General features: G+C 57.9%; 23 protein-coding genes. 18 read left to right on the top strand and 5 right to left on the bottom strand.

Annotation, left to right across the window (positions count from 1 at the left end):
• Window positions 1-263 precede the first annotated feature (263 nt).
• The 8 genes from AB3226_RS13250 (at window position 264) to AB3226_RS13215 (ending at window position 6413) form a co-directional block, all read left to right on the top strand.
• A complete protein-coding gene (locus tag AB3226_RS13250; RefSeq protein WP_367373373.1) occupies window positions 264-1625 on the top strand; it encodes an OprD family porin in 1362 nt (453 codons plus the stop codon).
• Window positions 1626-1918: 293 nt separating this feature from the next.
• Window positions 1919-2557, top strand: coding sequence for a peroxiredoxin (locus AB3226_RS13245; protein WP_367373372.1), 639 nt, complete (start codon window positions 1919-1921; stop codon window positions 2555-2557).
• An 82-nt stretch (window positions 2558-2639) separates the two neighbouring features.
• Complete coding sequence (locus tag AB3226_RS13240; RefSeq protein WP_367373371.1) at window positions 2640-2909, top strand: hypothetical protein; 270 nt, start codon at window positions 2640-2642, stop codon at window positions 2907-2909.
• Window positions 2910-3503 carry an NADPH-dependent FMN reductase gene (gene ssuE / locus AB3226_RS13235; protein ID WP_123360975.1) on the top strand — a complete coding sequence of 198 codons (594 nt, stop codon included), beginning with the start codon at window positions 2910-2912 and terminating at the stop codon, window positions 3501-3503.
• A gap of 102 nt (window positions 3504-3605) precedes the next feature.
• Complete coding sequence (locus AB3226_RS13230) at window positions 3606-4571, top strand: sulfonate ABC transporter substrate-binding protein (RefSeq protein WP_367373370.1); 966 nt, start codon at window positions 3606-3608, stop codon at window positions 4569-4571.
• A gap of 6 nt (window positions 4572-4577) precedes the next feature.
• Complete coding sequence (gene ssuC / locus AB3226_RS13225; protein WP_367373369.1) at window positions 4578-5360, top strand: aliphatic sulfonate ABC transporter permease SsuC; 783 nt, start codon at window positions 4578-4580, stop codon at window positions 5358-5360.
• Window positions 5357-6163 (top strand): aliphatic sulfonates ABC transporter ATP-binding protein, encoded by an 807-nt coding sequence (ssuB, locus tag AB3226_RS13220; protein ID WP_367373368.1) that lies wholly within the window; start codon window positions 5357-5359, stop codon window positions 6161-6163. The genes ssuC and ssuB overlap by 4 nt, the downstream gene beginning before the upstream one ends.
• Before the next feature lie 34 nt (window positions 6164-6197).
• Entirely contained in the window at window positions 6198-6413 is a 216-nt protein-coding gene (locus AB3226_RS13215; protein WP_003229256.1) for a molybdopterin-binding protein, read from the top strand.
• A gap of 207 nt (window positions 6414-6620) precedes the next feature.
• Here AB3226_RS13215 and AB3226_RS13210 read toward each other — a convergent pair whose 3' ends face one another.
• Window positions 6621-7253, bottom strand: a complete 633-nt coding sequence (locus AB3226_RS13210; protein ID WP_367373367.1) for a TetR/AcrR family transcriptional regulator — start codon at window positions 7251-7253, stop codon at window positions 6621-6623.
• 240 nt (window positions 7254-7493) lie between these two features.
• Window positions 7494-8870, bottom strand: coding sequence for a glutamine synthetase family protein (locus AB3226_RS13205; protein WP_007897683.1), 1377 nt, complete (start codon window positions 8868-8870; stop codon window positions 7494-7496).
• A 278-nt stretch (window positions 8871-9148) separates the two neighbouring features.
• Between AB3226_RS13205 and AB3226_RS13200 the strand changes: the two genes are divergently transcribed.
• The 8 genes from AB3226_RS13200 (at window position 9149) to AB3226_RS13165 (ending at window position 18317) form a co-directional block, all read left to right on the top strand.
• Window positions 9149-9925 (top strand): gamma-glutamyl-gamma-aminobutyrate hydrolase family protein, encoded by a 777-nt coding sequence (locus AB3226_RS13200; protein ID WP_367373366.1) that lies wholly within the window; start codon window positions 9149-9151, stop codon window positions 9923-9925.
• A 37-nt stretch (window positions 9926-9962) separates the two neighbouring features.
• The gene (locus AB3226_RS13195; protein ID WP_217857521.1) at window positions 9963-11321 is read left to right on the top strand and encodes a glutamine synthetase family protein; all 1359 of its coding nucleotides are present in this window, start codon (window positions 9963-9965) and stop codon (window positions 11319-11321) included.
• 58 nt (window positions 11322-11379) lie between these two features.
• Window positions 11380-12744: an aspartate aminotransferase family protein gene (locus AB3226_RS13190; RefSeq protein WP_367373365.1), complete on the top strand. Its 1365-nt coding sequence runs from the start codon at window positions 11380-11382 to the stop codon at window positions 12742-12744.
• A 182-nt stretch (window positions 12745-12926) separates the two neighbouring features.
• Window positions 12927-14024, top strand: coding sequence for a polyamine ABC transporter substrate-binding protein (locus tag AB3226_RS13185; protein WP_367375792.1), 1098 nt, complete (start codon window positions 12927-12929; stop codon window positions 14022-14024).
• Between the two features lie 187 nt (window positions 14025-14211).
• Window positions 14212-15309 (top strand): polyamine ABC transporter substrate-binding protein, encoded by a 1098-nt coding sequence (locus AB3226_RS13180; protein WP_367373364.1) that lies wholly within the window; start codon window positions 14212-14214, stop codon window positions 15307-15309.
• A gap of 61 nt (window positions 15310-15370) precedes the next feature.
• Window positions 15371-16513 (top strand): ABC transporter ATP-binding protein, encoded by a 1143-nt coding sequence (locus AB3226_RS13175; protein WP_367373363.1) that lies wholly within the window; start codon window positions 15371-15373, stop codon window positions 16511-16513.
• A 35-nt stretch (window positions 16514-16548) separates the two neighbouring features.
• Window positions 16549-17430 (top strand): ABC transporter permease subunit, encoded by an 882-nt coding sequence (locus AB3226_RS13170; RefSeq protein ID WP_177319477.1) that lies wholly within the window; start codon window positions 16549-16551, stop codon window positions 17428-17430.
• Window positions 17427-18317: an ABC transporter permease subunit gene (locus tag AB3226_RS13165; protein WP_367373362.1), complete on the top strand. Its 891-nt coding sequence runs from the start codon at window positions 17427-17429 to the stop codon at window positions 18315-18317. Before AB3226_RS13170 ends, AB3226_RS13165 begins: the two co-directional genes overlap by 4 nt.
• A gap of 78 nt (window positions 18318-18395) precedes the next feature.
• On the opposite strand, the gene AB3226_RS13160 is transcribed toward AB3226_RS13165, so the two are convergent.
• Entirely contained in the window at window positions 18396-19037 is a 642-nt protein-coding gene (locus AB3226_RS13160; RefSeq protein WP_367373361.1) for an HD domain-containing protein, read from the bottom strand.
• A 344-nt stretch (window positions 19038-19381) separates the two neighbouring features.
• Between AB3226_RS13160 and AB3226_RS13155 the strand changes: the two genes are divergently transcribed.
• A complete protein-coding gene (locus AB3226_RS13155; protein ID WP_367373360.1) occupies window positions 19382-20347 on the top strand; it encodes a GlxA family transcriptional regulator in 966 nt (321 codons plus the stop codon).
• 159 nt (window positions 20348-20506) lie between these two features.
• Here the strand turns inward: AB3226_RS13155 and AB3226_RS13150 are convergent, their stop codons facing one another.
• On the bottom strand, window positions 20507-22918 hold the full coding sequence (locus AB3226_RS13150) for a penicillin acylase family protein (RefSeq protein ID WP_367373359.1): 2412 nt from the start codon (window positions 22916-22918) through the stop codon (window positions 20507-20509).
• A 384-nt stretch (window positions 22919-23302) separates the two neighbouring features.
• Between AB3226_RS13150 and AB3226_RS13145 the strand changes: the two genes are divergently transcribed.
• Window positions 23303-24187, top strand: coding sequence for a hypothetical protein (locus AB3226_RS13145; protein ID WP_367373358.1), 885 nt, complete (start codon window positions 23303-23305; stop codon window positions 24185-24187).
• A 25-nt stretch (window positions 24188-24212) separates the two neighbouring features.
• On the opposite strand, the gene AB3226_RS13140 is transcribed toward AB3226_RS13145, so the two are convergent.
• A complete protein-coding gene (locus AB3226_RS13140; protein WP_367373357.1) occupies window positions 24213-24797 on the bottom strand; it encodes a DUF6436 domain-containing protein in 585 nt (194 codons plus the stop codon).
• Between the last annotated feature and the right edge of the window lie 4 nt (window positions 24798-24801).

The following is a 24801-nucleotide window of genomic DNA, read 5'->3' as shown; positions in this document are numbered from 1 at the left end:
CCGATACCTTGGGTCCCGGTTCGGATCTCAATCGGTGAGCCATATTCCTAAAGGGTATTAAAAAGAACGAAATAATTCTTTTTGGGTTTATGAGAAAATCATTACCCTGCAGGGAGCAAATCACTGCGGTTAGACCTTGGTCGTAGACACACATGGTTACGATTGACTTGTTAGTCACGGTCTGGCGCTAATCGCGCATCTGTGGATCTGGGCGTTAGACCCGAGACCAAAGAACACAAAAATTAGAACGAGAGGAGCGAAACATGAATAAGTCCACCTTGGCCCTGGCTGTGGCCGTAGGGGTTTTGGCGCAGCAGGCAAGCGCCGCCGGTTTTATCGAAGACAGCAAGGCTACATTGGGGCTGCGTAACTTCTACATCAACACGGATAACCGTGATTCCGCTGCGAGCACGGCTGCTGGCGTTCAGAACAAAAACGAAGAATGGGGTCAAGGTTTCGACCTGCGCTTCACTTCCGGCTACACCCAAGGCACTGTCGGCTTCGGTATCGATGCCATCGGCCTGCTGGGCGTGCGTCTGGACTCGGGCGGCGGCACCAACGGCGCCACTTCGACTTCTTACGGCGGCACTGTTTTCCCAAGCAAATCCAACGGCGAAGCAGTTGATAACTTCTCCAGCCTGGGCCTGACTGCCAAAGCCAAGATCTCCCAGACCGAACTGAAGCTGGGCACCCTGCAGCCAAAACTGCCGGTGATCGTGACCAACGACGGTCGTCTGCTGCCGCAAACCTTCCAGGGCGGTCAGATCACTTCGAACGAGATCAAAGACCTGACATTGGTCGGTGGTCAGATCGAGCACGCCAAGGGCCGTAACTCCAGCAACAACGAAGAGTTGTCGATTGCTGGTGCGAACGCTCACACTGCTGCCGGTCGTGACAGCAACAAGTTCATCTACGGCGGCGGTGACTACAAAATCACCAAAGACCTGACTGCCCAGTACTACTACGGCAACCTGGAAGACTTCTACAAGCAACACTTCCTGGGCCTGGTTCACAACTGGTCGATCGGCCCTGGTGTGTTGAAGTCTGACTTGCGTTACTTCAACAGCTCTGATGATGGTGCCAACGGCCACGACTCGGCTTATTTCAGCTCCGGTAACGATGAAGGCTTCCGTTCCGGTCGCGGTAAAGTCGACAACAACCTGTACAGCGGCCTGTTCCTGTACTCCGTTGCCGGTCACACCTTCGGCGGCGGTTATCAGGTCAGCAACGGCAGCAGCGACTTCCCTTGGTTGAACCAGGGTGACGGCTCGTCGGCTTACCTGACTACCGACAGTCAGATCGCCAAGTTCGCCCGCGCTGGCGAACGTACCTGGCAAGCTCGCTACTCGTATGACTTCGCCAAGTTGGGTCTGCCAGGCGCTACTGCCGGCATCGTTTACCTGCGTGGCGACAACATTGATACCGTGGGTACCAATGGTCGCGAGAACGGTTCCGGCCGTTCCGAGTGGGAACGCGACCTGACCCTGGCTTACGTAGTGCCAGAAGGTCCGTTGAAAAACCTGGGCTTCACCTGGAAAAACGCTATGTGGCGCAACGACGTCCCAGGTCAGCGCGACCAGGACGAAAACCGCCTGATCGTCAGCTACTCGATCCCGCTGTTGTAACAACGCTCGCGTAACCGACGTAAAAAAGCCCCGCCCGGCATCACGCCGGGCGGGGCTTTTGCGTTTTCAAGGTGGGCTCACCCCCGTAAACCCTCCTTGAAATTCCCCTCTTTTGCAGCAACTCAAGGCCTTCTCGAACCTTGTGACCGATGTTCGTCTCGATGGCTATTCAGGTCCAGTGAACAGATTTTTAATATTCATTTTGGATCTAAATAAATCGATATTTATTCTTTTTAATTAATACCGAACGCAGGCACAGTTGGGCTCAACAAGCACTCACAAGGATCAGCACCATGAGCCTCAGACTTGGCGATATCGCCCCCGATTTCGAACAGGATTCCAGCGCCGGCACCCTCCGTTTCCACGAATGGCTGGGCGATAGCTGGGGCGTGCTGTTTTCCCATCCGGCGGACTTCACGCCGGTGTGCACCACCGAGCTGGGCTTCACCGCCAGGCTCAAGGATGAATTCGCCCAGCGCGGCATCAAAGCCATTGCTCTGTCGGTAGACCCGGTGGACTCGCATCACAAGTGGATAGAGGACATCAACGAAACCCAGAACGCCATCGTCAACTTCCCGATCCTCGCCGATGCGGACCGTAAAGTGTCCGACCTGTACGACCTGATCCATCCGAATGCCAACGACACCCTGACTGTGCGTTCGCTGTTTGTAATCGATCCGAACAAAAAGATCCGGCTGACCATTACTTACCCGGCGAGTACTGGCCGTAACTTCAATGAAATTTTGCGGGTGATCGATTCGCTGCAGCTCACCGACAACTACAAGGTGGCGACCCCGGCCAACTGGCAGGATGGTGATGAAGTGGTGATCGTGCCGTCGCTCAAGGACGAAGACGAAATCAAACGACGTTTTCCCAAGGGATATCGCGCAGTGAAGCCGTACCTGCGCCTGACACCGCAACCGAACAGGTGATCATCCGAATTTTGCGATGTGGCTGAAATCGCTATCGCGGGCAAGCCCGCTCCCACAGTGGACTGGGGAGGGTCAGAGATGTGTGGCAGATCTAAAATCCTGTGAGAGCGGGCTTGCCCACGAAGGCGGTAGACCGGCCAGTGAAAATTTCGTGTCATCCACAAAGCAGGGGATTTCGGGCCGTTTCGACGGCCTGTTTTTTTGCCTGGAAAAAGACAGTTCTCATATTCATTTTGGGTATAAACAAATGAATAAATATGATTTATGGATATATGAGTCAGCTGTTAAGGTCATTCCATCGACGCGAGATCGCAAGCCGCGAATCGCCAACACCGCTAAAGGAATTGTCTGAATGCTGGTCGTCTCACTCGGTGGCAGTCCCAGCCCACGCTCCCGTTCCGGAGTTTTGCTGGAGCGCTCGCGACGCTGGTTGCAAGAGCAAGGGGTGGAAGTGGTGAGTTACCAGGTACGGGACTTCCCGGCCGAAGATTTGCTGCATGCCCGCTTCGACAGCCCGAAGGTGATCGACCTGTTGCAACAGATTGAAAACGCCGATGGCTTGCTGATCGCCACGCCGGTTTACAAAGCGTCGTTCTCCGGCGCGCTGAAAACCCTGCTCGATCTGCTGCCCGAACGCGCCCTGAGCCACAAGGTGGTTTTACCGATGGCTACTGGCGGCAGCATCGCCCACATGCTGGCGGTGGATTACGCGCTCAAACCGGTGCTGTCGGCGTTGAAAGCCCAGGAAATGCTGCAGGGGATTTTCGCCGTGGACAGCCAGATCGCCTACGGCGAAGGCAGCGCCCAGGCACAGTTGGCGCCGGAGCTTGCGCAACGATTGTTTGAAGCGCTGGAGCAGTTTTTCAGCGCCATGGCTCGTCGGCCCAGGCCGCTCGATCCTAATCTGTTGAATGAACGTTTGCTGAGTGCTCGCTGGAGCATTTAAACCTGCACTTAAGCCACACCTGAATTTGAAGTACTTCACCTTACTGGCCCGCTAACGGGCAAGCAGGTGCAGCCAAAACCCAACTGCAAAAAGGAGAGCGCTATGCGCACTGTCATTTTGCGTCGTGGTCTGGTCGCTCTGTTTGCTGCGGCTGTGTCCTTCGGCGTTATTGCTCAAGCTCAGGCTGAGACACTAAGAATCGGTTATCAGAAGTACGGCACTTTGGTGCTGCTCAAAGCCAAAGGCACGCTCGAAAAACGCCTCGCCGGCCAAGGCGTGGACGTGCAATGGACTGAATTCCCCGGTGGCCCGCAACTGCTCGAAGGCCTGAACGTCGGCTCCATCGACTTTGGCGTCACCGGCGAAACTCCACCGGTGTTCGCTCAAGCAGCCGGCGCCGATCTGCTCTATGTCGCCTACGAACCATCAGCGCCCCACAGCGAAGCGATCCTGGTGCCGAAGGACTCGCCGATCCAATCGGTGCAGGACCTCAAGGGCAAAAAAGTCGTGCTCAACAAAGGCTCCAATGTGCACTACCTGTTGGTACGTGCGCTGGAAGATGCCGGCCTCAAATACACCGACATCCAGACCGTGTTCCTGCCGCCAGCCGATGCCCGTGCCGCGTTCGAGCGTGGCAGTGTCGATGCCTGGGTGATCTGGGATCCGTACCAGGCTGCCGCTGAACAGCAACTGCAAGCACGCACTCTGCGTGATGGCCAAGGCCTCGTCGACAACCACCAGTTCTACCTGGCGACCAAACCCTACGCGCAGAAAAATCCTGAAGTGATCAAGGCGCTGGTGGAAGAAGTGCGCGCGGTTGGCGAATGGTCCAAGGCCAATCCGGAGGACGTGACCAAGCAAGTTTCGCCACTGCTCGGCCTGCCAGCGGACATCACCCTGACCTCGATGAAACGCCAGGGCTACGGCGCACTGTTCCTTACCCCTGACGTGGTCGCGGCCCAGCAAAAAATCGCCGACAGCTTCTACCAGCTCAAGTTGATTCCAAAACCATTGAGCATCAAAGACGTGATCTGGACGCCACCGGCGGCCGTAGCCAAAGCGCAGTAATTCACCATGAAAAAAATCATCCACAACCTCGCGCCCTGGGCGTTGCCGGTCTTATTGCTGGCGGTATGGCAGTTGTCGGTGTCGGCGGGGTGGTTGTCGACGCGGATTCTGCCGGCGCCGATCGCGGTGATCGAGGCCGGTGTGAGCCTGGTCAGCAGCGGTGAAATCTGGACCCACTTGGCCATCAGCGGTTGGCGCGCGGCGCTCGGTTTCGCCATTGGCGGCGGCATTGGTCTGACCTTGGGCTTCATCACCGGCTTGTCAAAATGGGGCGAGCGCCTGCTCGACAGTTCGGTGCAGATGATCCGCAACGTACCGCATCTGGCGCTGATTCCACTGGTGATCCTGTGGTTCGGCATCGACGAGTCGGCGAAGATTTTTCTGGTGGCGTTGGGCACGTTGTTCCCGATCTACCTCAACACGTATCACGGTATCCGCAACGTCGATCCGGCGCTGGTGGAGATGGCGCGCAGTTATGGCTTGTCCGGTTTCAGCCTGTTTCGCCAAGTGATCCTGCCGGGTGCATTGCCTTCGATTCTGGTCGGTGTGCGTTTCGCGTTGGGCTTTATGTGGCTGACATTGATCGTGGCGGAAACCATTTCCGCGAGCTCGGGCATCGGCTACCTGGCGATGAATGCCCGGGAGTTTTTGCAGACCGACGTTGTGGTGCTGGCGATTCTTTTGTACGCGGTGCTCGGCAAGCTGGCTGATCTTGCTGCGCGTGGGCTTGAACGTGTGTGGCTGCGCTGGCATCCGGCTTATCAGGTTGCCAAGGGAGGTGCTGCATGACGGCTCAACAACCTCCACGCCTGCTGCGCGGTATTCCGCTGGCCGTGCGCAAGCTGCAAAAAACCTTTGGTTCACGGCAAGTGCTGCGTGAAATCGATCTGCACATTCCGGCCGGGCAGTTTGTGGCGGTGGTCGGGCGTAGCGGCTGCGGTAAAAGCACCTTGCTGCGCTTGCTCGCCGGTCTCGACAAGCCCACGGGAGGTGAGCTGCTTGCAGGCTCCGCGCCACTCAGTGATGCGCGGGAAGACACTCGGCTGATGTTCCAGGAAGCACGTCTGCTGCCGTGGAAAAAGATCATCGACAACGTCGGTCTCGGGCTTAAAGGCAACTGGCGACCGCAAGCACTGGAAGCACTGGAAGCGGTCGGCCTGGCGGATCGCGCCAACGAGTGGCCGGCAGCCTTGTCCGGCGGGCAAAAGCAGCGTGTGGCCCTGGCTCGCGCATTGATTCATCAACCGCGCTTGCTGTTGCTCGATGAACCCCTGGGCGCATTGGATGCTCTGACCCGAATCGAAATGCAGCAACTGATCGAACGGCTCTGGCAACAGCATGGCTTCACCGTGTTGCTGGTGACCCACGACGTCAGCGAAGCGGTGGCGATTGCCGATCGGGTGATCCTGATTGAAGAGGGCGAAGTCGGCCTCGACCTGCATGTGGAACTGCCGCGCCCTCGGGTCCGTGGCTCCCATCGGCTGGCGGCGCTGGAAACCGAAGTGCTCAACCGCGTGCTGTCCCTGCCTGGCCAGCCGCCGGAACCGGAACCTGTTTCACCACTGCCTACGCAATTGCGCTGGGCTCAATAACTTAAAGATTCATCCAACGACAGGAATCAACATCATGACTATCAAAGCCATCAACGTTCGCAACCAGTTCAAAGGCTCGATCAAGGAAATCGTGCTGGGTGACGTGCTGTCGGAAATCGACGTGCAGACCGCCTCCGGCATCGTCACTTCGGTGATTACCACCCGTTCGGTGAAAGAGCTGGAACTGGTGGTCGGCAGTGAAGTGATCGCGTTTGTAAAATCCACCGAGGTGTCGATCGCCAAGTTGTAAGGGCGTGCGCCAACTACAACCCCGGAGGGTGTGAGCCCTTCGGGGTTTTTCTATGTCTGCCTGATTTGAAACTGGTGGTGCTGCCATCGCGGGCAAGCCCGCTCCCACAGGAATCTCCAATGGATTCAGATTTTGTGAGCGACAGATAAACCTGTGGGAGCGGTGGTGCGGCGATCCGACTTGCCCGCGATGAGGCCAGTGAAGGCGCTAGAGATTTCTCTTGGGCAGATAGGGCGGCAAATACAACCCAAGATAAGCATCAAACACCCGCATCCCTTCTTCAGCCATTCTCGGCGTGATCTGCCCATGCTGCTGCACCGAACGTGCATACACCCGATCGCCCAGCTCCATGGCCAGCGCAAACACATCAACATCACTTGGCAGCGTCGGCAGTTCGAAGTGGTGGTCGAACAACTTGTGCATCAGGTCGCCGAGTTCGATGTCGTGCTGGCGGTCGGCTTGGGTGACTTCGGTCAGACCGTGCTGGGCGAGGATCAGCTGGCGGGCGGCGGCGTCTTCGTCGTAGATAGCGAGCATGCGTTGTTCCACCAGTCGCGACAGATCGCGCCAGCCGTTGAGTGCGTTGTGGTCGATGGGCGCTTGCAGGCAGGCGCGGAACGCGGCGTGGACGTCGGCGGTCAGGGCTTCAAGCAGGGCCGGGACGCTGGCGAAGAAATGGTAGACGGAGGAGGGCGGGATCTCGGCGCGTTCGGCGACGCTGTAGATCGACAGGCTGGCCACGCCCTCGGCGGCCAGCAGCGTGCGGGCGGCATCGAGTATCGAATCGATCCGGGCCTGGCTGCGGGCGCGAGGTTTGCGGATGGTGGCGGTGCGCGTCATTGAAGTCTCCTGCAGGGCAGCGGGCATTGTACGAGTCGAGTTGTGTGTTGTCTTCTCGGCCGCCATCGCGGGCAAGCCCGCTCCCACAGGGAACTGCTGTGGACGCAATATCTGTGTGCATCACACGACACTGTGGGAGCGGGCTTGCCCGCGATGCAGGCACCTCGGTTTAACTGAATAAACCCCATAAAAAAACGCCGCAAGCTGTAAGGCCGGCGGCGTTGTTTTTACTGCAAACGCTTACACGGTATGCAGGTACCAGTTGTACTCGAGGTCGGAGATGGAGTGTTCGAACTCCTCCAGCTCACTCTCTTTACAGGCGACAAAGATATCGATGTATTTCGGATCGATGTACTTGGCCATGACTTCGCTGTCATCCAGCTCGCGCAGTGCGTCACGCAAATTGTTGGGCAGGCTTTGCTCGTTCTGCTCGTAGGAATTGCCTTCCACAGGCGCGCCCGGCTCGATCTTGTTGGTCAAGCCGTGATGCACACCGGCCAAAACCGAAGCCATCAACAGATACGGGTTAGCGTCAGCGCCGGCGACACGATGCTCGATGCGCACGGCATCGGAGGAACCGGTCGGTACGCGGATGGCCACGGTGCGGTTGTCCAGACCCCAGCACGGCGAGTTCGGCACATAGAACTGTGCGCCGAAACGACGGTAGGAGTTGACGTTCGGGCAGAGGAAAGCCATCTGCGCCGGCAGGGTCTCGAGCACACCGCCGATCGCGTGACGCAGTGCGGCGTTCTGCTCGGGATCCTCGCTGGCAAAAATGTTTTTGCCATCTTTATCAAGAATCGAGATGTGGACGTGCAGACCGTTACCCGCCTGGCCCGGGTAAGGCTTGGCCATGAAGGTGGTATCCATCTCATGGTCGTAGGCGATGTTTTTAATCAGACGCTTGAGCAGGACCGCATAGTCGCAGGCCTTGATCGGGTCGGCCACGTGGTGCAGGTTCACTTCGAACTGTGCCGGGGCACTTTCCTTGACGATCGCGTCGGCAGGGATGCCTTGCTCCTTGGCGCCTTCCAGAATGTCCTGGAGGCAGTCGACGTATTCGTCGAGGTCGTCGATCAGGTAGACCTGGGTCGAATGCGGGCGTTTGCCGGAGATCGGCGAGCGCGGCGGTTGCGGGCGACCGTTCACGTTCTCCTGGTCGATCAGGTAGAACTCCAGTTCGAACGCGGCGCAGATGGTCAGGCCCATCTCGTCAAACTTGGCTACGACTTGTCGCAGGACTTCGCGCGGGTCGGCGAAGAAAGGATCACCTTCGAGTTCGTGCATGGTCATTAACAGCTGCGCGGTCGGGCGCTTCTGCCAGGGTTCATTGCACAGGGTGTCGGGGATTGGATAGCAGATTCGGTCAGCATCGCCGATGTCCAGGCCCAGGCCGGTGCTTTCCACCGTCGAACCATTGATATCCAGAGCAAATAGAGAGGCCGGCAGGTTGATGCCTTTCTCGTAAACCTTGTGGAGGCTGGTGCGTTCAATGCGCTTGCCGCGCACCACACCATTCATATCCGCAATCAGAAGGTCAACGTACAGAACCTCAGGATGTTCCTTAAGGAACGCGTTCGCTTCGTTAAGCTGAACGGCACGCGGGGGTACCGACATGATGCAACACCTTTGTTGTTAAAAATATCAATCATTGATCTCTTCGGATTCCAGTCAACCCGAACGGCATGCCGAAGTCAAGCGAGGCCTTTTTTGCCCTAAAAAAGCACTCACGGGGCTTTTTTGAGGCACTTTGGGGCGTTTTTTGGCCTTCAGTCGTCTTGGCTCCCGCGAGCTTGAGCGGGCCGTGTTGTATTTTTTACGGGGGTGTTGTGTAAAAAAATGAACAAGGCTAAGCTCGATTTAAACCCATAACAGCAATAATACCGGGGTGCTTCATGTCTCGCCTGCCGTTAATCGGCGTCACCGCCTGCTCAAAGCAGATCGGTCTGCATGCTTATCACATCAGTGGCGACAAATACGTACGCGCCGTGGCTTCAGCTGCCAAGGGCCTGCCGTTGATTCTTCCATCCCTGGCGGATCTACTGGCGTCGCCCGATATTCTGGACGCTCTGGACGGTATTCTCTTTACAGGCTCTCCATCTAATATAGAACCGTTTCACTATAACGGCCCGGCCAGTGCGCCAGGTACTGCTCATGATTCTGCACGCGATGCCACCACTCTCCCGCTGATCCGCGCCGCTGTCGAGGCCGGTGTTCCCGTGCTCGGCATTTGCCGCGGCTTCCAGGAAATGAATGTGGCGTTCGGCGGCAGCCTGCATCAAAAAGTTCACGAAGCCGGTGCTTTCACGGATCACCGTGAAGATGACAGCCTGCCGCTGGAAGGGCAGTACGCGCCAAGTCACCCGGTGCACGTCCAATCGGGCGGTGTACTGGCCGGACTTGGCCTGGCGAGCGAGATTCAAGTCAATTCGATTCATGGTCAGGGCGTTGACCGTCTGGCGCCGGGCCTTCGCGTAGAGGCTTTGGCGCCAGACGGATTGATCGAAGCTGTCTCGGTCGATGGCGGCAAGGCTTTTGCTCTGGGAGTCCAATGGCATCCCGAATGGCAGGTAAGCTCTAACCCTGACTACCTTGCGATTTTCCAGGCATTTGGCGATGCCTGCCGCAAGCGCGCACTACAACGCGACGCCGATGCGTCAAACAACGCCTGACTTATCAAAGTCAGGAAACTCAGCCTAAGAGGCATTTATGAGTAACAACCTCGACCAGCTCACCGATTGGTTGAAAGACCACAAGATCACAGAAGTCGAATGCATGATTGGCGACCTGACCGGCATCACCCGGGGCAAGATTTCGCCGACCAACAAGTTCATTGCCGAAAAAGGCATGCGCCTGCCCGAAAGCGTTCTGTTGCAGACCGTGACCGGCGACTACGTCGAAGACGACATCTATTACGAACTGCTCGACCCGGCCGACATCGACATGATCTGCCGCCCCGACCAGAACGCGGTGTTTCTGGTGCCTTGGGCCATCGAGCCCACTGCGCAGGTGATCCACGACACCTACGACAAGCAGGGCAATCCGATCGAGCTGTCGCCGCGCAATGTGCTCAAGAAGGTACTGAAACTCTACGCCGACCACGGCTGGCAGCCGATCGTGGCGCCGGAAATGGAGTTCTATCTCACCAAGCGCAGCGATGACCCGGATTACCCGTTGCAACCACCGATTGGCCGCTCTGGTCGCCCGGAAACCGGTCGCCAATCCTTCTCGATTGAAGCCGCGAACGAATTCGATCCGTTGTTCGAAGACGTCTACGACTGGTGCGAACTGCAGGAGCTGGACCTCGACACGCTGATCCACGAGGACGGCACCGCGCAGATGGAAATCAACTTCCGTCATGGCGATGCCCTGTCTTTGGCCGACCAGATTCTGGTGTTCAAACGCACCATGCGTGAAGCCGCGCTCAAGCACAACGTGGCGGCGACCTTCATGGCCAAGCCCATGACCGGCGAGCCGGGCAGCGCCATGCACTTGCACCAGAGCATCATCAGTATCGAGACCGGCAAAAACGTTTTCTCCAATGAAGACGGGACCATGAGCCAACTGTTCCTGAACCACATCGGCGGATTGCAGAAATTCATTCCTGAGCTGCTGCCGTTGTTCGCACCCAACGTCAATTCGTTCCGCCGCTTCCTGCCGGATACCTCGGCACCGGTGAACGTGGAGTGGGGCGAAGAGAACCGCACCGTGGGCCTGCGGGTTCCGGATGCCGGGCCGCAGAACCGCCGGGTGGAAAACCGTCTGCCGGGTGCCGATGCCAACCCTTACCTGGCCATCGCCGCCAGCCTGTTGTGCGGCCTGATCGGCATGGTCGAAGGGCATAACCCGAGTGCTCCGGTCGTGGGTCGTGGTTACGAGCGGCGCAACCTGCGCTTGCCACTGACTATTGAAGATGCCCTGGATCGCATGGAAAACAGCAAGACCATCGAAAAGTACCTGGGCAAGAAATTCATCACGGGCTACATCGCGGTCAAGCGTGCCGAGCATGAAAACTTCAAGCGCGTGATCAGTTCGTGGGAGCGGGAGTTCCTGCTTTTCGCCGTCTGATGCGCCGGGCGCCGCCGCGCTTGGCGGCGCCCTCCACTCGAATCCCAGGAGAATTCGCATGACCAGCAACAACCCGCAAACCCGTGAATGGCAAGCCCTGAGCAACGATCACCACCTGGCCCCGTTCAGCGACTTCAAGCAGTTGAAAGAGAAAGGCCCGCGCATCATCACCAGCGCCAAGGGCGTTTACCTCTGGGACAGCGAAGGCAACAAGATCCTCGACGGCATGGCCGGCCTGTGGTGCGTAGCGATCGGCTACGGTCGCGATGAGCTGGCCGATGCCGCCAGTAAGCAGATGCGCGAATTGCCTTATTACAACCTGTTCTTCCAGACCGCTCACCCGCCGGTGCTGGAGTTGGCCAAGGTGATTGCCGACGTTGCGCCTGAAGGCATGAATCACGTGTTCTTCACCGGTTCCGGTTCCGAAGGCAACGACACCATGCTGCGGATGGTTCGCCACTACTGGGCGATCAAGGGCCAGCCGAAGAAGAAAGTCATCATCAGTCGCAAGAACGGCTATCACGGTTCTACCGTGGCCGGCGCGAGCCTGGGTGGCATGACGTACATGCACGAACAGGGCGACTTGCCGATCCCGGGCATCGTCCACATTGCCCAGCCGTACTGGTTCGGCGAAGGCGGCGACATGACCCCGAACGAGTTCGGTATCTGGGCGGCCAATCAGCTGGAAGAGAAGATTCTGGAAGTCGGCGTCGACAACGTCGGTGCCTTTATTGCCGAGCCGATCCAGGGCGCTGGCGGCGTGATCATTCCGCCAGACAGCTACTGGCCGCGCATCAAGGAAATCCTCGCCAAATACGACATTCTGTTCGTGGCCGACGAAGTGATTTGCGGTTTCGGCCGTACCGGTGAGTGGTTCGGTACCGATTTCTACGACCTCAAACCCCACATGATGACCATCGCCAAAGGCCTGACCTCTGGTTACATCCCGATGGGTGGCCTGATCGTGCATGACGACGTGGTCGAGGTGCTCAACGAAGGCGGTGATTTCAACCACGGTTTCACTTATTCCGGGCACCCGGTGGCCGCTGCGGTGGCGCTGGAAAACATCCGCATTTTGCGTGACGAGAAAATTGTCGAGCGCGTGCGTACAGAAACGGCACCTTATTTGCAAAAGCGTCTACGGGAACTGAGCGATCACCCGTTGGTGGGAGAAGTGCGTGGCGTCGGTCTGTTGGGGGCCATTGAACTGGTTCAGGACAAAGCCACCCGCAAACGTTACGAAGGGCGGGGCGTCGGCATGATTTGCCGCACCTTCTGCTTCGACAACGGCCTGATCATGCGCGCGGTGGGCGACACCATGATCATTGCTCCGCCACTGGTGATTACACCGGCTGAAATCGATGAGCTGGTAACAAAAGCACGCAAGTGCCTGGACCTGACCCTGAGTGCGTTACAGGGCTAAGTGCTAGGCTCTGAGCGAGGTGCGAAATTTGCACTTCGCTCAGTGCAAACAAAGGATGGGTCTTTCCTTGAAAGCCTGCCTTGGATCTTGCCAGACTACCGGTTGTTCGGATGCCCAGTAACAGGCCGCTGAGCACATGGTTAAAAAGAAAAATTGGAGCATTACCCATGAAGGCATTAGGTATGAAGATAGCTGGCAAGACCCTCCTCGCCATGTCCCTGATGGGCGTGATGGCGGGCGCCGTTCAGGCTGACGACAAAGTGCTGCACGTGTACAACTGGTCCGATTACATCGCACCGGATACCGTCAAGAAGTTCGAAGCCGAGTCGGGTATTAAAGTCGTCTACGACGTGTTCGACAGTAACGAAACCCTCGAAGCCAAGCTATTGGCAGGCAAGTCCGGCTACGACATCGTCGTGCCGTCGAACAACTTCCTGGCGAAGCAGATCAAGGCCGGCGTCTACCAGAAGCTAGACAAGTCCAAGCTGCCTAACTGGAAAAACCTGAACCCGGACCTGCTCAAAGCGGTGTCGGTGAGTGACCCGGGCAACGAACACGCATTCCCTTACATGTGGGGTTCGATAGGTATCGGGTACAACGCCGAGAAGGTCAAGGCTGCATTGGGTGCCGATGCACCGACCAACTCCTGGGACTTGCTGTTTAAACCTGAAAACGCTGCCAAGTTGAAGTCGTGCGGTATCAGCTTCCTCGATTCGCCAACCGAGATGATTCCGGTGGCGTTGCATTACCTGGGCTATCCAACCGACAGCCAGGACAAGAAACAACTGGCTGAAGCCGAAGCGCTGTTCCTGAAGATTCGTCCTTCGGTGGGCTACTTCCACTCGTCCAAGTACATCTCCGACCTGGCCAACGGCAACATCTGCGTCGCCGTGGGTTATTCGGGTGACATCTACCAGGCCAAGGCTCGCGCCGCTGAAGCCGGTGACAAGGTGAAAGTCAGCTACAACATTCCGAAAGAAGGTGCCGGCAGTTTCTACGACATGGTCGCCATCCCTAAAGATGCCGAAAACGTCGAAGGCGCCTACAAGTTCATGACCTTCCTGCAGAAGCCGGAAATCATGGCCGAGATCACCAACGCCGTGCGTTTCCCGAACGGTAATGCGGCGTCGACTCCACTGGTCGATAAAGAAATCACCAGCGATCCAGGCATCTACCCACCAGCAGAAGTGCTGGCCAAGCTGTACGCGATTGCCGATTTGCCGGCCGCCACCCAGCGGATCCTGACTCGTAGCTGGACCAAGATCAAATCCGGTAAGTAAGCCGATTTGAGGCAACTACCTGTTGCCGTCGTCGCGCGACGGCGGCAACAGGAATAATTAAATGACAGAAAGTTTTGCTGGAACGGTTTTTCGAGGGTAAGTTGCGCGCCGGTTTTGTTGCCAGGCAGCCATGGCTGTCATGTAACGCGGGGCAACTTGGGCCCAACTAATTTTAGAGGACCTCCACTTGCCTATTTTTTCTTTGTTGCGCAATGCCCTGCTGGTCGGCACCGGGCTGACACTTGCTGTCAGTGTTCAGGCCGCTGGCACAGTGCATATTTATAACTGGTCGGACTACATCGGTGAAACCACCCTGGCCGACTTCCAGAAAGAAACCGGCATCAAGCCGGTGTATGACGTTTTCGATTCCAACGAAACCCTGGAAGGCAAGTTACTGGCCGGGCGTACCGGTTATGACGTGGTCGTGCCGTCCAACCACTTCCTTGGCAAGCAGATCAAGGCCGGGGCTTTTCAGAAGCTCGACAAATCGAAGCTGACCAACTATTCGAACCTTGACCCGGTGCTGCTCAAGCGCCTGGAGCAGAACGATCCGGGCAATCAGTATGCCGTGCCGTATCTGTGGGGCACCAACGGCATCGGTTACAACGTTGATAAGGTCAAGGCCGTGCTGGGCCTCGATAAGATCGATTCCTGGGATGTGGTGTTCGAGCCGCAGAACATCAAGAAACTGCACAGCTGTGGCGTGGCGTTCCTCGACTCTGCCGATGAAATGATGCCCACGGTCCTCAACTATATGGGCCTGAACGCCAACAGCACCAACCCTGAAGACTACAAAAAGGCTGAAGCCAAGTTGCTGGCAGTGCGGCCTTACGTGACGTATTTCCACTCATCCAAATACATCGCAGACCTGGCCAACGGTGACATCTGCGTGGCGATCGGTTTCTCCGGCGATATGTTCCAGGCCAAGGCCCGCGCGGCTGAAGCCGGCAAAGGCATGAACATCGCCTACTCGATTCCGAAAGAGGGCGGCGCGCTCTGGTTCGACATGCTGGCGATCCCCAAGGATGCCGCCAACGCCAAAGAAGCCCATGCCTTCATCAACTATTTGCTGAAACCCGAGGTGATTGCCAAGGTCAGCGATTCCGTAGGCTACGCCAACCCGAACCCCGGGTCGGACAAACTGATGGAACAGTCCATACGCACCGACGCATCGGTTTATCCACCACAAGCGGTCCTCGACAAGACGTACGTATCCATCGAGTTGCCACCGAACATTCAACGTTTGATGACGCGCAGCTGGACCAAGGTCAAGTCGGGCAAATAGCTTCAAACTATCCAGGTTCGCCACGTTGAGCGAACTGCAAATTCTGTTGGGAGTTTCGTAAATGGCAGTTGCCTCCGGCGCCTATAAGAAAGCCCTCGAGGGCGACCAGACACCTAAACAGGTGTTGGTCAAAATCGACCGGGTCACCAAAAAGTTCGACGAGACGATTGCTGTGGACGACGTGTCCCTGGAAATCAAGAAAGGCGAAATCTTCGCCCTGCTCGGCGGCTCGGGTTCGGGCAAATCCACCTTGCTGCGGATGCTGGCAGGTTTCGAACGGCCCACGGAGGGGCGCATTTACCTCGACGGCGTCGACATCACGGAGATGCCGCCGTACGAGCGACCGATCAACATGATGTTCCAGTCCTATGCCTTGTTCCCGCACATGACCGTGGCGCAGAACATCGCCTTCGGCCTCAAGCAGGACAAGCTTCCCGCCGCTGAAGTCGATGCACGCGTGGCCGACATGCTCAAGCTGGTGCAGATGAGCCAGTACGCCAAGCGCAAACCCCATCAGTTGTCCGGCGGTCAGCGTCAGCGTGTGGCGCTGGCGCGTTCGTTGGCCAAGCGGCCAAAGCTGTTGCTGCTCGACGAACCGATGGGCGCGCTGGACAAAAAACTGCGCTCGCAAATGCAGCTGGAACTGGTCGAGATCATCGAGCGGGTCGGCGTGACCTGCGTGATGGTGACCCACGACCAGGAAGAGGCCATGACCATGGCCGAGCGCATCGCGATCATGCACTTGGGCTGGATCGCCCAGATCGGCAGCCCGATCGACATCTACGAAACCCCGACCAGTCGTCTGGTCTGCGAGTTCATCGGCAACGTCAACATTTTCGACGGTGAGGTGATCGACGACGCCGAAGGCCACGCGACCATCACCTGCAAGGACCTGGACCGCCAGATTTACGTAGGCCACGGCATCAGCACGTCGGTGCAGGACAAATCCGTGACCTACGCGATCCGTCCGGAAAAACTGCTGGTAACACCGACCATGCCGACCTGCGAATACAACTGGTCCAGCGGCAAAGTCCATGACATCGCCTACCTCGGCGGCCACTCGGTGTTTTACGTCGAACTGCCGAGCGGCAAGATCGTCCAGTCGTTCGTCGCCAACGCCGAGCGCCGCGGCCAGCGCCCAACCTGGGGTGACCAGGTTTACGTGTACTGGGAAGACGACAGCGGCGTGGTGCTTCGCTCATGAACATGCGCAAATTCAAACGCCGGCTCAATCGAATAATTCCCGGTGGCCGTCAGCTGGTCATCGGGGTTCCGTTCATCTGGCTGTTCATGTTCTTCATGCTGCCGTTCTTCATCGTTCTGAAGATCAGCTTCGCCGAAGCCGACGTGGCCATTCCGCCGTACACCGAGATCTACAGCTTCATCGACCAGAAGCTCCAGGTGCTGCTTAACCTGAGCAACTACGCGATGCTCGGCGATGACGAGTTGTACATCGCCGCTTACCTCGGTTCGCTCAAGATGGCGCTGATCAGCACCGTCCTCTGCTTATTGATCGGCTATCCGATGGCCTACGCCATTGCCAGCGCCCGCAAAGAGCTGCAAACCGTGCTGGTGCTGCTGATCATGATGCCGACCTGGACTGCGATCCTGATCCGCGTTTACGCGTGGATGGGCATCCTCAGCAACAACGGTCTGCTTAACGGCTTTTTGATGAGCATGGGCTGGATCGATGAGCCGCTGCAGATCCTCAACACCAACCTCGCGGTTTATATCGGGGTGGTTTATTCCTATCTGCCGTTCATGATCCTTCCGCTCTACGCCAACCTGGTCAAACACGACACCAGCCTGCTGGAAGCCGCGTCGGACCTCGGTTCGAGCACCTTCAACAGTTTCTGGAAGATTACCGTGCCGCTGTCGAAAAACGGCATCATCGCAGGCTGCATGCTGGTGTTCATCCCGGTCGTGGGTGAGTTCGTGATCCCGGAACTGCTCGGCGGTCCGGAAACCCTGATGATCGGTAAAGTGCTCTGGCAAGAGTTCTTCAACAACCGTGACTGGCCGGTGGCATCAGCGCTTGCGGTGGTGATGCTGGCGATCCTGATTGTGCCGATCATCCTGTTCAACCGTAGTCAGGCCAAAGAAATGGAGGGCAAGGAATGAAGCGCTTCCGTTTCTCAAGTTTCATGCTGGTAGCGGGTTTGCTGTTCATCTACGCGCCGATGCTGATCCTGGTGATCTACTCGTTCAACGCCTCGAAGCTGGTGACGGTGTGGGGCGGCTGGTCGATCAAGTGGTACGTGGGGTTGATGGACAACACCCAACTGATGGGCTCGGTGGTGCGCTCGCTGGAAATCGCCTGCTACACGGCGATTGCAGCGGTGGCGCTCGGCACCTTGGCGGCGTTCGTGCTGACCCGCATCACCCACTTCAAGGGCCGCACGCTGTTCGGTGGTCTGGTCACCGCGCCGCTGGTGATGCCGGAAGTGATCACCGGTCTGTCGCTGTTGCTGCTGTTCGTGGCCATGGCGCAGATGATCGGTTGGCCACAGGAACGCGGCATCGTCACCATCTGGATCGCCCACACCACGTTCTGTGCCGCGTATGTGGCGGTGGTGGTGTCGGCGCGCTTGCGTGAGTTGGACCTGTCGATTGAAGAAGCGGCCATGGACCTCGGTGCGCGGCCGTGGAAGGTGTTCTTCCTGATCACCATCCCGATGATCGCGCCGTCGCTGGCGGCGGGCGGCATGATGTCGTTTGCCCTGTCGCTGGATGACCTGGTGCTGGCGAGTTTCGTGTCCGGTCCGGGCTCCACGACCTTGCCGATGGAAGTGTTCTCGGCGGTGCGCCTGGGCGTGAAGCCCGAGATCAACGCCGTGGCCAGCCTGATTTTGCTGGCGGTGTCGCTGATGACATTCCTGGTCTGGTTCTTCAGCCGTCGTGCCGAAGAAGCGCGCAAGCGCGCGATCCAGCAAGCCATCGAAGAAGGTGCCGCCGACTCCTGGAAACAACCGGACGTGCGCCGGGCGCCGGCGCCGGAAGCGGCTTGAGCTAGATGTTGGGTTGACCACCGTTGCGTGGCCAACCTAAATCCCTGTGGGAGCGGGCTTGCCCGCTCCCACAGGTTTCTAGGAAATCCACGGTGATTTGCGGATGATCTCGACGAAGTTCATCGGCTTGAAGCCCGGCTCGCTGTCCACCAGCACATCCGCGTTCACGGTGCCAAAAGTGCTGTCCGGCTTATGTTTGAAGCCATTGGCAAACGCACACAGAATGCACTCCTTGAACCCTTCACCCCGTGGATGCGCATGCACCACTGCTTCACGCTGCACGGTGGAAAACGCCGCGTAGTCGATACCCAGCACATCCATCTCGACACCGGCCGTCACTAGCGCCACGTTGGGGCGCAAGTGTTGCGGCACGCACGGTGTGGTGTGCAGGGCAATCGACAACCAGACCTGTTCGATATCGTCGTCAGACAAACCGTAGGGTTTGAGGAACGCTTTGGCTGCGTTGGCACTGTCGACTTCGAAGCGCTCGTCATCGCTGCGGTGACCTTCCACCAGGCCCAAGTCATGAAACATCGCGCCGACGTAAAGCAGCTCCGGGTCGTAGGCCAACTGCTTGCGCCCACCGCTCAATGCGCCGAACAGAAACACCCGGCGTGAGTGATGGAACAGCAGGTCGGACTCGACGTCGCGAATGTATTCAGTGGTGGCCCTGGCCAACGCGCTGTCGGGGATTTTGATACCGGCGATGATGCTGCTCATGGTGCTTTCCTCACGGGGAACGCCGTGGCGGCGCTGATGGGGTCAGTCTGTTCGCGCAGCCGAAACCGGACAATCGATCCATGGCTGCGATCCCGGCCAATGAACCTGCATATCGCGCCAACCTCGCTTGTTGGGCTTGGATTGGCTAGGGTTCAACGCGGTGATTAAGCTTTTGTGGCGAGGGAGCTTGCTCCCGCTGGGCTGCGAAGCGGCCCCAAAGCATCCACCGAATTCTGTCAGGCATACCGCATCCGGCTATCTGCGACTGCTGCGCAGTCGAACGGGAGCAGGCTCCCTCGCCACAGGTAGGCGTTGATCCGGAACCACAGAGAGCCTTTCGTACCATGAGTAAAACCATTGCCATCGTGGTGTTCCCAGGCGTCCAGTCGCTGGACGTCACCGGCCCCATGGATGTGTTTTCCGAAGCTAATCGTTTCCTGGCCCCGCAGGATCACTATCGGCTGGAGGTGATCGGTGTCGAGCATGGGGTGATGGCCTGCTCCAATGGTTTGTCACTCAATGCCCACCGGCATTTCAATGAAGCGCTGGAGGCTTATGACCTGCTGTTGGTGGCAGGCGGGCCGCAGTTGCCGTTCATGAATTTTGGCGCGGCGTTTGATACCTGGTTGTGCGATGCCTGCGCGCGGGCGCAATGCTTCGGCTCGATCTGCAATGGCGCCTTCATGCTCGCCCGGGCCGGACTGCTCGACGGGCGAACAGTCACCACCCATTGGGGCGATGCTGCGGCGCTGGCGCAGTTGTGCCCGTCGACTCAGGTCGAGGCTGATCGCTTGTACGTGCAGGACGGCGAGCTTTACACCTCGGCCGGGGTTACGGCGGGGATCGATCTGTCGCTGTATCTGCTGGCTCGGGATCACGGGCCGGACGTGGCACTCAGCGTGGCCAAGCGGCTGGTGGTGTTCACTCAGCGTTCGGGCGGGCAATCGCAGTTCAGCCCGTTCCTCACGCCCCATGCCGAACCGACTTCGGCGGTTGCGCTGGTCCAGCTCTACGTGTTGGCCAACCTCAATGGCGACCTGACCATCGCTGATCTGGCCAACGCCGCCAATATGAGTGCGCGCAACTTTTCCCGGGTGTTCGCCAAGGAGGCGAAAATCACCCCGGCGGAATTCGTCGAGCGGGCGAGGGTGGATGCGGCGCGGGTGATGCTCGAAAGCACCCATGCGCCGCTGAAAACCGTGGCGTATCAATGTGGGTTTCGCGATGCCCAGCACATGCGCAGTGTGTTCAACCGCAGGCTGGGGGTGACACCGCAGCAGTTCAGATTGAATTTTGCGGTGATGGTTTGAGCCAGGATTTGGGTTGTTTTTGTGGGCCTCATCGCGGGCAAGCCCGCTCCCACAGTGATCGGTGTGAAGCCACAATCTTGTGATCAACACAAAACCTGTGGGAGCGGCGGTGCGACGATTCGACTTGCCCGCGATGACGTCAGTTCAACCAACAGAAATCTATTGCCCTGAACGCGCTGGCAACAGCTTCAACGTACTGCGGGTATTGGCCGTCACTTCTTCATCATTGAAATGTGCCTGGTAGTAAACCCCCTCGATATATGCCTCGGCCTGATCGGCATAGTGGCTGTCAAATGGCACGCCGCTCTGGCCGACCGGGTTGATAGTCAGGCTGTGGGCCGGGTCGGCGAAGTCGATCAGCCGTCGCGTCGACGGGCCGTAAGTCACGGGCCACGGCGCCGGGCCGATCTTGGCCGAGAGGTTGTTCGGCACTTCGTGGGTGCCGGGCGCCGCGAACGGGCCGACGTTGAAGATCCGCTCCAGCGGTTTCTGCGTCCCCAGCGGATGGCCATGAGTCAGGGTGTGCGCCTTGCCCCACTTCCATTGTGTCGAATCAGCGCCAAGGGTGGTTTTGAGGTGAGCCATGCTCGCTTGCCAGGCAACCTTGACCGTCTCGGCGTGGGTTTCCTTGCCGGGGGTGTTGCGGTTGTCCCACCACGGTGAATCGGCGGAGGCCGCCAGACGCGGCAGTGCGGCATCGATCACCCGAGTCGGGAGCAGCGTTTCGAAGAAGTCATTGCCCAGTTCATCGCGCATCGCCGCGTCGGTGAGGTTGAACAAGAACTGGTTGAACAGCGTGGCGCTGATGGAGTCCAGCGGATAATCGCCGCTCCACTGCGCCAGTTGCTCCACCAGTCTGAGCTCGGCGGGATCGCTCACCACTTCACGCAGTACCGGTAGCAACGGCGCCAGCAAACGCGGACCGTAGTCGGTGGTGGTGCCCAGTTGCAGCTTCTGGTTGGAGTCGTTGTCCCACTTCACGTTCTTGTCGCTGAGTTGACGATTGAGCTGCTGGCCGCGATCGGCGAGGTTGTAGTAACCGGGAATTTCCATGCCGGTCGGCGACACCGGCTGGAAGTTGGCCGAGACGATATAGCCTCGCGCCGGGTTCTCTTCCTGTGGGTTGGCGCTGAACGGGTAAAAACCTTCCTTGTCCGCCTGAGGGGTACTGCCGTCGAGGATGAAGCCGGGTTTTACCCCGGCCGGGCGCTTGGGCAGCAACGCCGAGGCCCACCAACCGATGTCGCCCTTGGCGTTGGCGTAGACAATGTTCAGCCCCGGTGCCTGGATCTTGGCCGAAGCGGCGCGGGCCTTGGCCAGGGTGTCGGCGCGGTTGAGCTGATAGAAGCCGTCGAGGATCGGATTCGGCGTCTCGAGGAAGGCCCACCACATGGCGACCGGCGTCTTTCCGGCGGCGGTGCCGAGTGCATCGTTGATGATCGGGCCGTGGGGTGACTGGCGCAGGGTCAGCGTGACCGGTGACTGGCCTTTAACCGAGATCTGTTGTTCGGTGTTGACCATGTCGACCCACTGGCCGCGATACCAGACCTGGTTCGGGTTGTCCGGGTTGACCTTCTCGGCGATCAGGTCCAGATCGTCGTTCTGGAACATCGTCAGGCTCCAGCCGAAGTCCAGGTTGTGGCCAAGAAACGCAAACGGCACCAGCGCCTGATGGTAGCCATACAGCTCGAAACCCGGTGCCGACAGATGCGCTTCGTACCACACCGATGGCACCGAGAAGCGAATGTGCGGGTCACCTGCCAGCAGAGGCTTGCCGCTTTTGCTGCGGTTGCCGGAAATCGCCCAGGCATTGCTGCCTTCGAATTGTGGCAGGCCATTGTCGGCCAGCGCCTGCTCACTCAAACGAGCGAGGGCGTTCAGACCCTTCCAGTCATTGGCGGTAAGGGCCGGCGCAGGGTTGGCGCGCCTTTTGGCCAACACGCCCTGAGGCTGCCAGTCGAGATCGAAGATGTTCAGGTACTCGGCGCCCAGTTGGTCACGCACGTAAGTCAGCAACGGTTCGGTGCGAAACGCCGCAGCAAAGCTGTAAGCCATGTAGCCGGCGATGCTGATGCTGTCTTCGGCGGTAAAAGGGCGCTTGGGGATTCCCAGCACATCGAACTCTACCGGCGCAGCGTGGCTGTCCTGATATTGGTTGATGCCGTCCAGATAAGCTTGCAGGGCCTTCCACGCCGGCGACTGACGATCCAGCGCGGCCACATAGCTTTCAGCCCGTTCGCGGATGCGCAGGCTGCGAAACAGTTTGTCGGTGTCGAGCAGTTTCGGGCCGAGGACTTCGGCCAGTTCCCCACGGGCCAGGCGCCGCACGGCTTCCATCTGGAACAATCTATCCTGGGCGTGCACGTAGCCGAGGGCGCGGTAGAGGTCGGTTTCGTTTTCGGCACGGATATGCGGCACGCCGCGTACGTCGTAGCGCACGGTCACCGAACCTTGCAGGTGTTGCAATTGCACCTGGCCCTGGCGCGTCGGCTGCTTGCTGTACACATACCAGCCGCCCCCGGCGACGAGTACGGCGATCAGCAAGGCAAGTACGGTCAGGACGCGTTTCATGGTGACTCCTTGTTCTAAAAGCCGCTCGGTCATCCGGGCTGCGAATGTTTATCACAACCGAAAGGGACGCGCAGTGTATCGATCGATATTTTGCTGGAGTCCGGCGGATGTTCCGTCTGGGGGAGTCGCAAATTTTTCAGGTGGGGAAGCATATGTGGGTCTGGTTAAGTATGTTTTAGTTGGAGTAAGTTTGATTCTGACGGCTTGAAAAGTTGGTGTTTGAATATTTGTGAAATAACTCTTTCTGGTGTTTTTTTATTGTTGGGTGCTATGTTTGATTTGCGATGTGTTTGCGGTTTTGGACGCTTCGAAAAATAATTTCTCATTGGTTTTTTTTGTTCGTCTTAACTAAGTGACGTGCAATTTATTGAAAAGGATTTTGATATGAAAGAATCACAAGAGTTTAGTAGCGCTGTAGGGCCTGACATGACCGCGACACTCAGGGCAGGTTATAGGCCAAACGCCTGGATGACTGACCTGCAAAACAATATCGGGCATAAGAGAATTTGGCAGTTGAGTTTGCCGGGTGCACACAACAGCGGAATGGATAGGGCGGCAGGGTATAGCAACTCTTACATAACATGTCAGCATGATAGTTTTAGTTATCAACTGAATAGCGGTATCAGGGCGCTGGATATACGACTGAAGTATTACGCAGGTGTGTCCACTCCCAGTCTTCGCTTCCGACATGAACACAGTCAGGACTCTGGGCGCACGCTGTGGGACACGATGCATGCCGTTCACTGGTTTCTGGAGTATAACCCCGGAGAAATAGTAATTCTGGATATACATGAGATCAATACGCAACAGTCGCCGGCCGCCTATAGGGAGTTACTTGATTATTTGATGGGTGAGCATGGCTGGAAATTTATTCCGCGCGCGGCGGCCAATATGACGTTAAATCAAATTAAAGAAGCATACCCGCGACGTCGAGTTATTTTGGCTGCGCCCCATGAGCTCTCGAGTTTAAATGCGACCTACATTTGGCCTAAGATAAACCATCAGTGGGTAGGTTCGGGGTTGGTCAGTGTCAGTCGTTTATACGGTCATATCGAAAGTGTTATGAGGAATCCGCCCGCCGCAGGTGCGTTATGGTCGATGTCCGCTACTTGTTATTCGATATTGGGTGTGGAGGGGATTCCATCGGAATTGAATAATTGGTACAGGGCCAGGAGCGAGTGGCAAATGAAGAGCAACATTATCAATGTCGATTTTTTCGGAAGTTCTAACTTGGTTGCCAATTGCATCGAGAGCAATCTTGTCAAATAGCTCTGCCCGTCCGACCGAACCTTTTTCACTGTGAGGGGGTGACAACCGGCCACGGGCAGTAACAACCGATGGCGAGCGTATGCGTTGCATTCACTGCGCGACCTTCGCTCAGGGCTTGCAGGATGGGCTCGATAAAGCTGTTGTTCGAATTGCAGGTCAGGCCTTCGCTGTACGGACCGAAGTAGGCCAGTTTGCCGCTGCGATCCCAGATCGCCACGGCCGGGCTGGCGGGAATCTGTTCAGAACCCGGCAGGACGGTAATGGTTTTCAGGTTGCTCAGCGTGGCAGGTAGCTGGCCATGACTGCCGGGTTTTTGCACGGCGTAAAACTCAACGCCTTGCGGAACATAGCGCTCGACCAGTTCGCTCAGGTGTTGCTGATTGCCGACATTGCACGGGCAGGCCGGGTCCCAGAAGTGCACCAGGCGAATGGCGCCGGGGCCGGCAAGTTCGTCCGGCAGGCGCAATGGGTCGCCGGAAAACACCGCGGTGTGCGAACTGAAGGCGCGCAAGTAGCGCCCCTGAAACCAGTCATAGGCGGCCCACAGCACGCCGGCACACACAAGGGCGAGCAGGATGGCAAGCAGTGTGGTGCGGTAGGCCGGACGCATGGGT

This window comes from Pseudomonas lini (assembly GCF_964063345.1).
In the GTDB taxonomy this organism is placed as follows: Bacteria; Pseudomonadota; Gammaproteobacteria; order Pseudomonadales; family Pseudomonadaceae; genus Aquipseudomonas; species Aquipseudomonas lini_B.
This window is presented reverse-complemented; position numbering and strand designations above follow the sequence as displayed.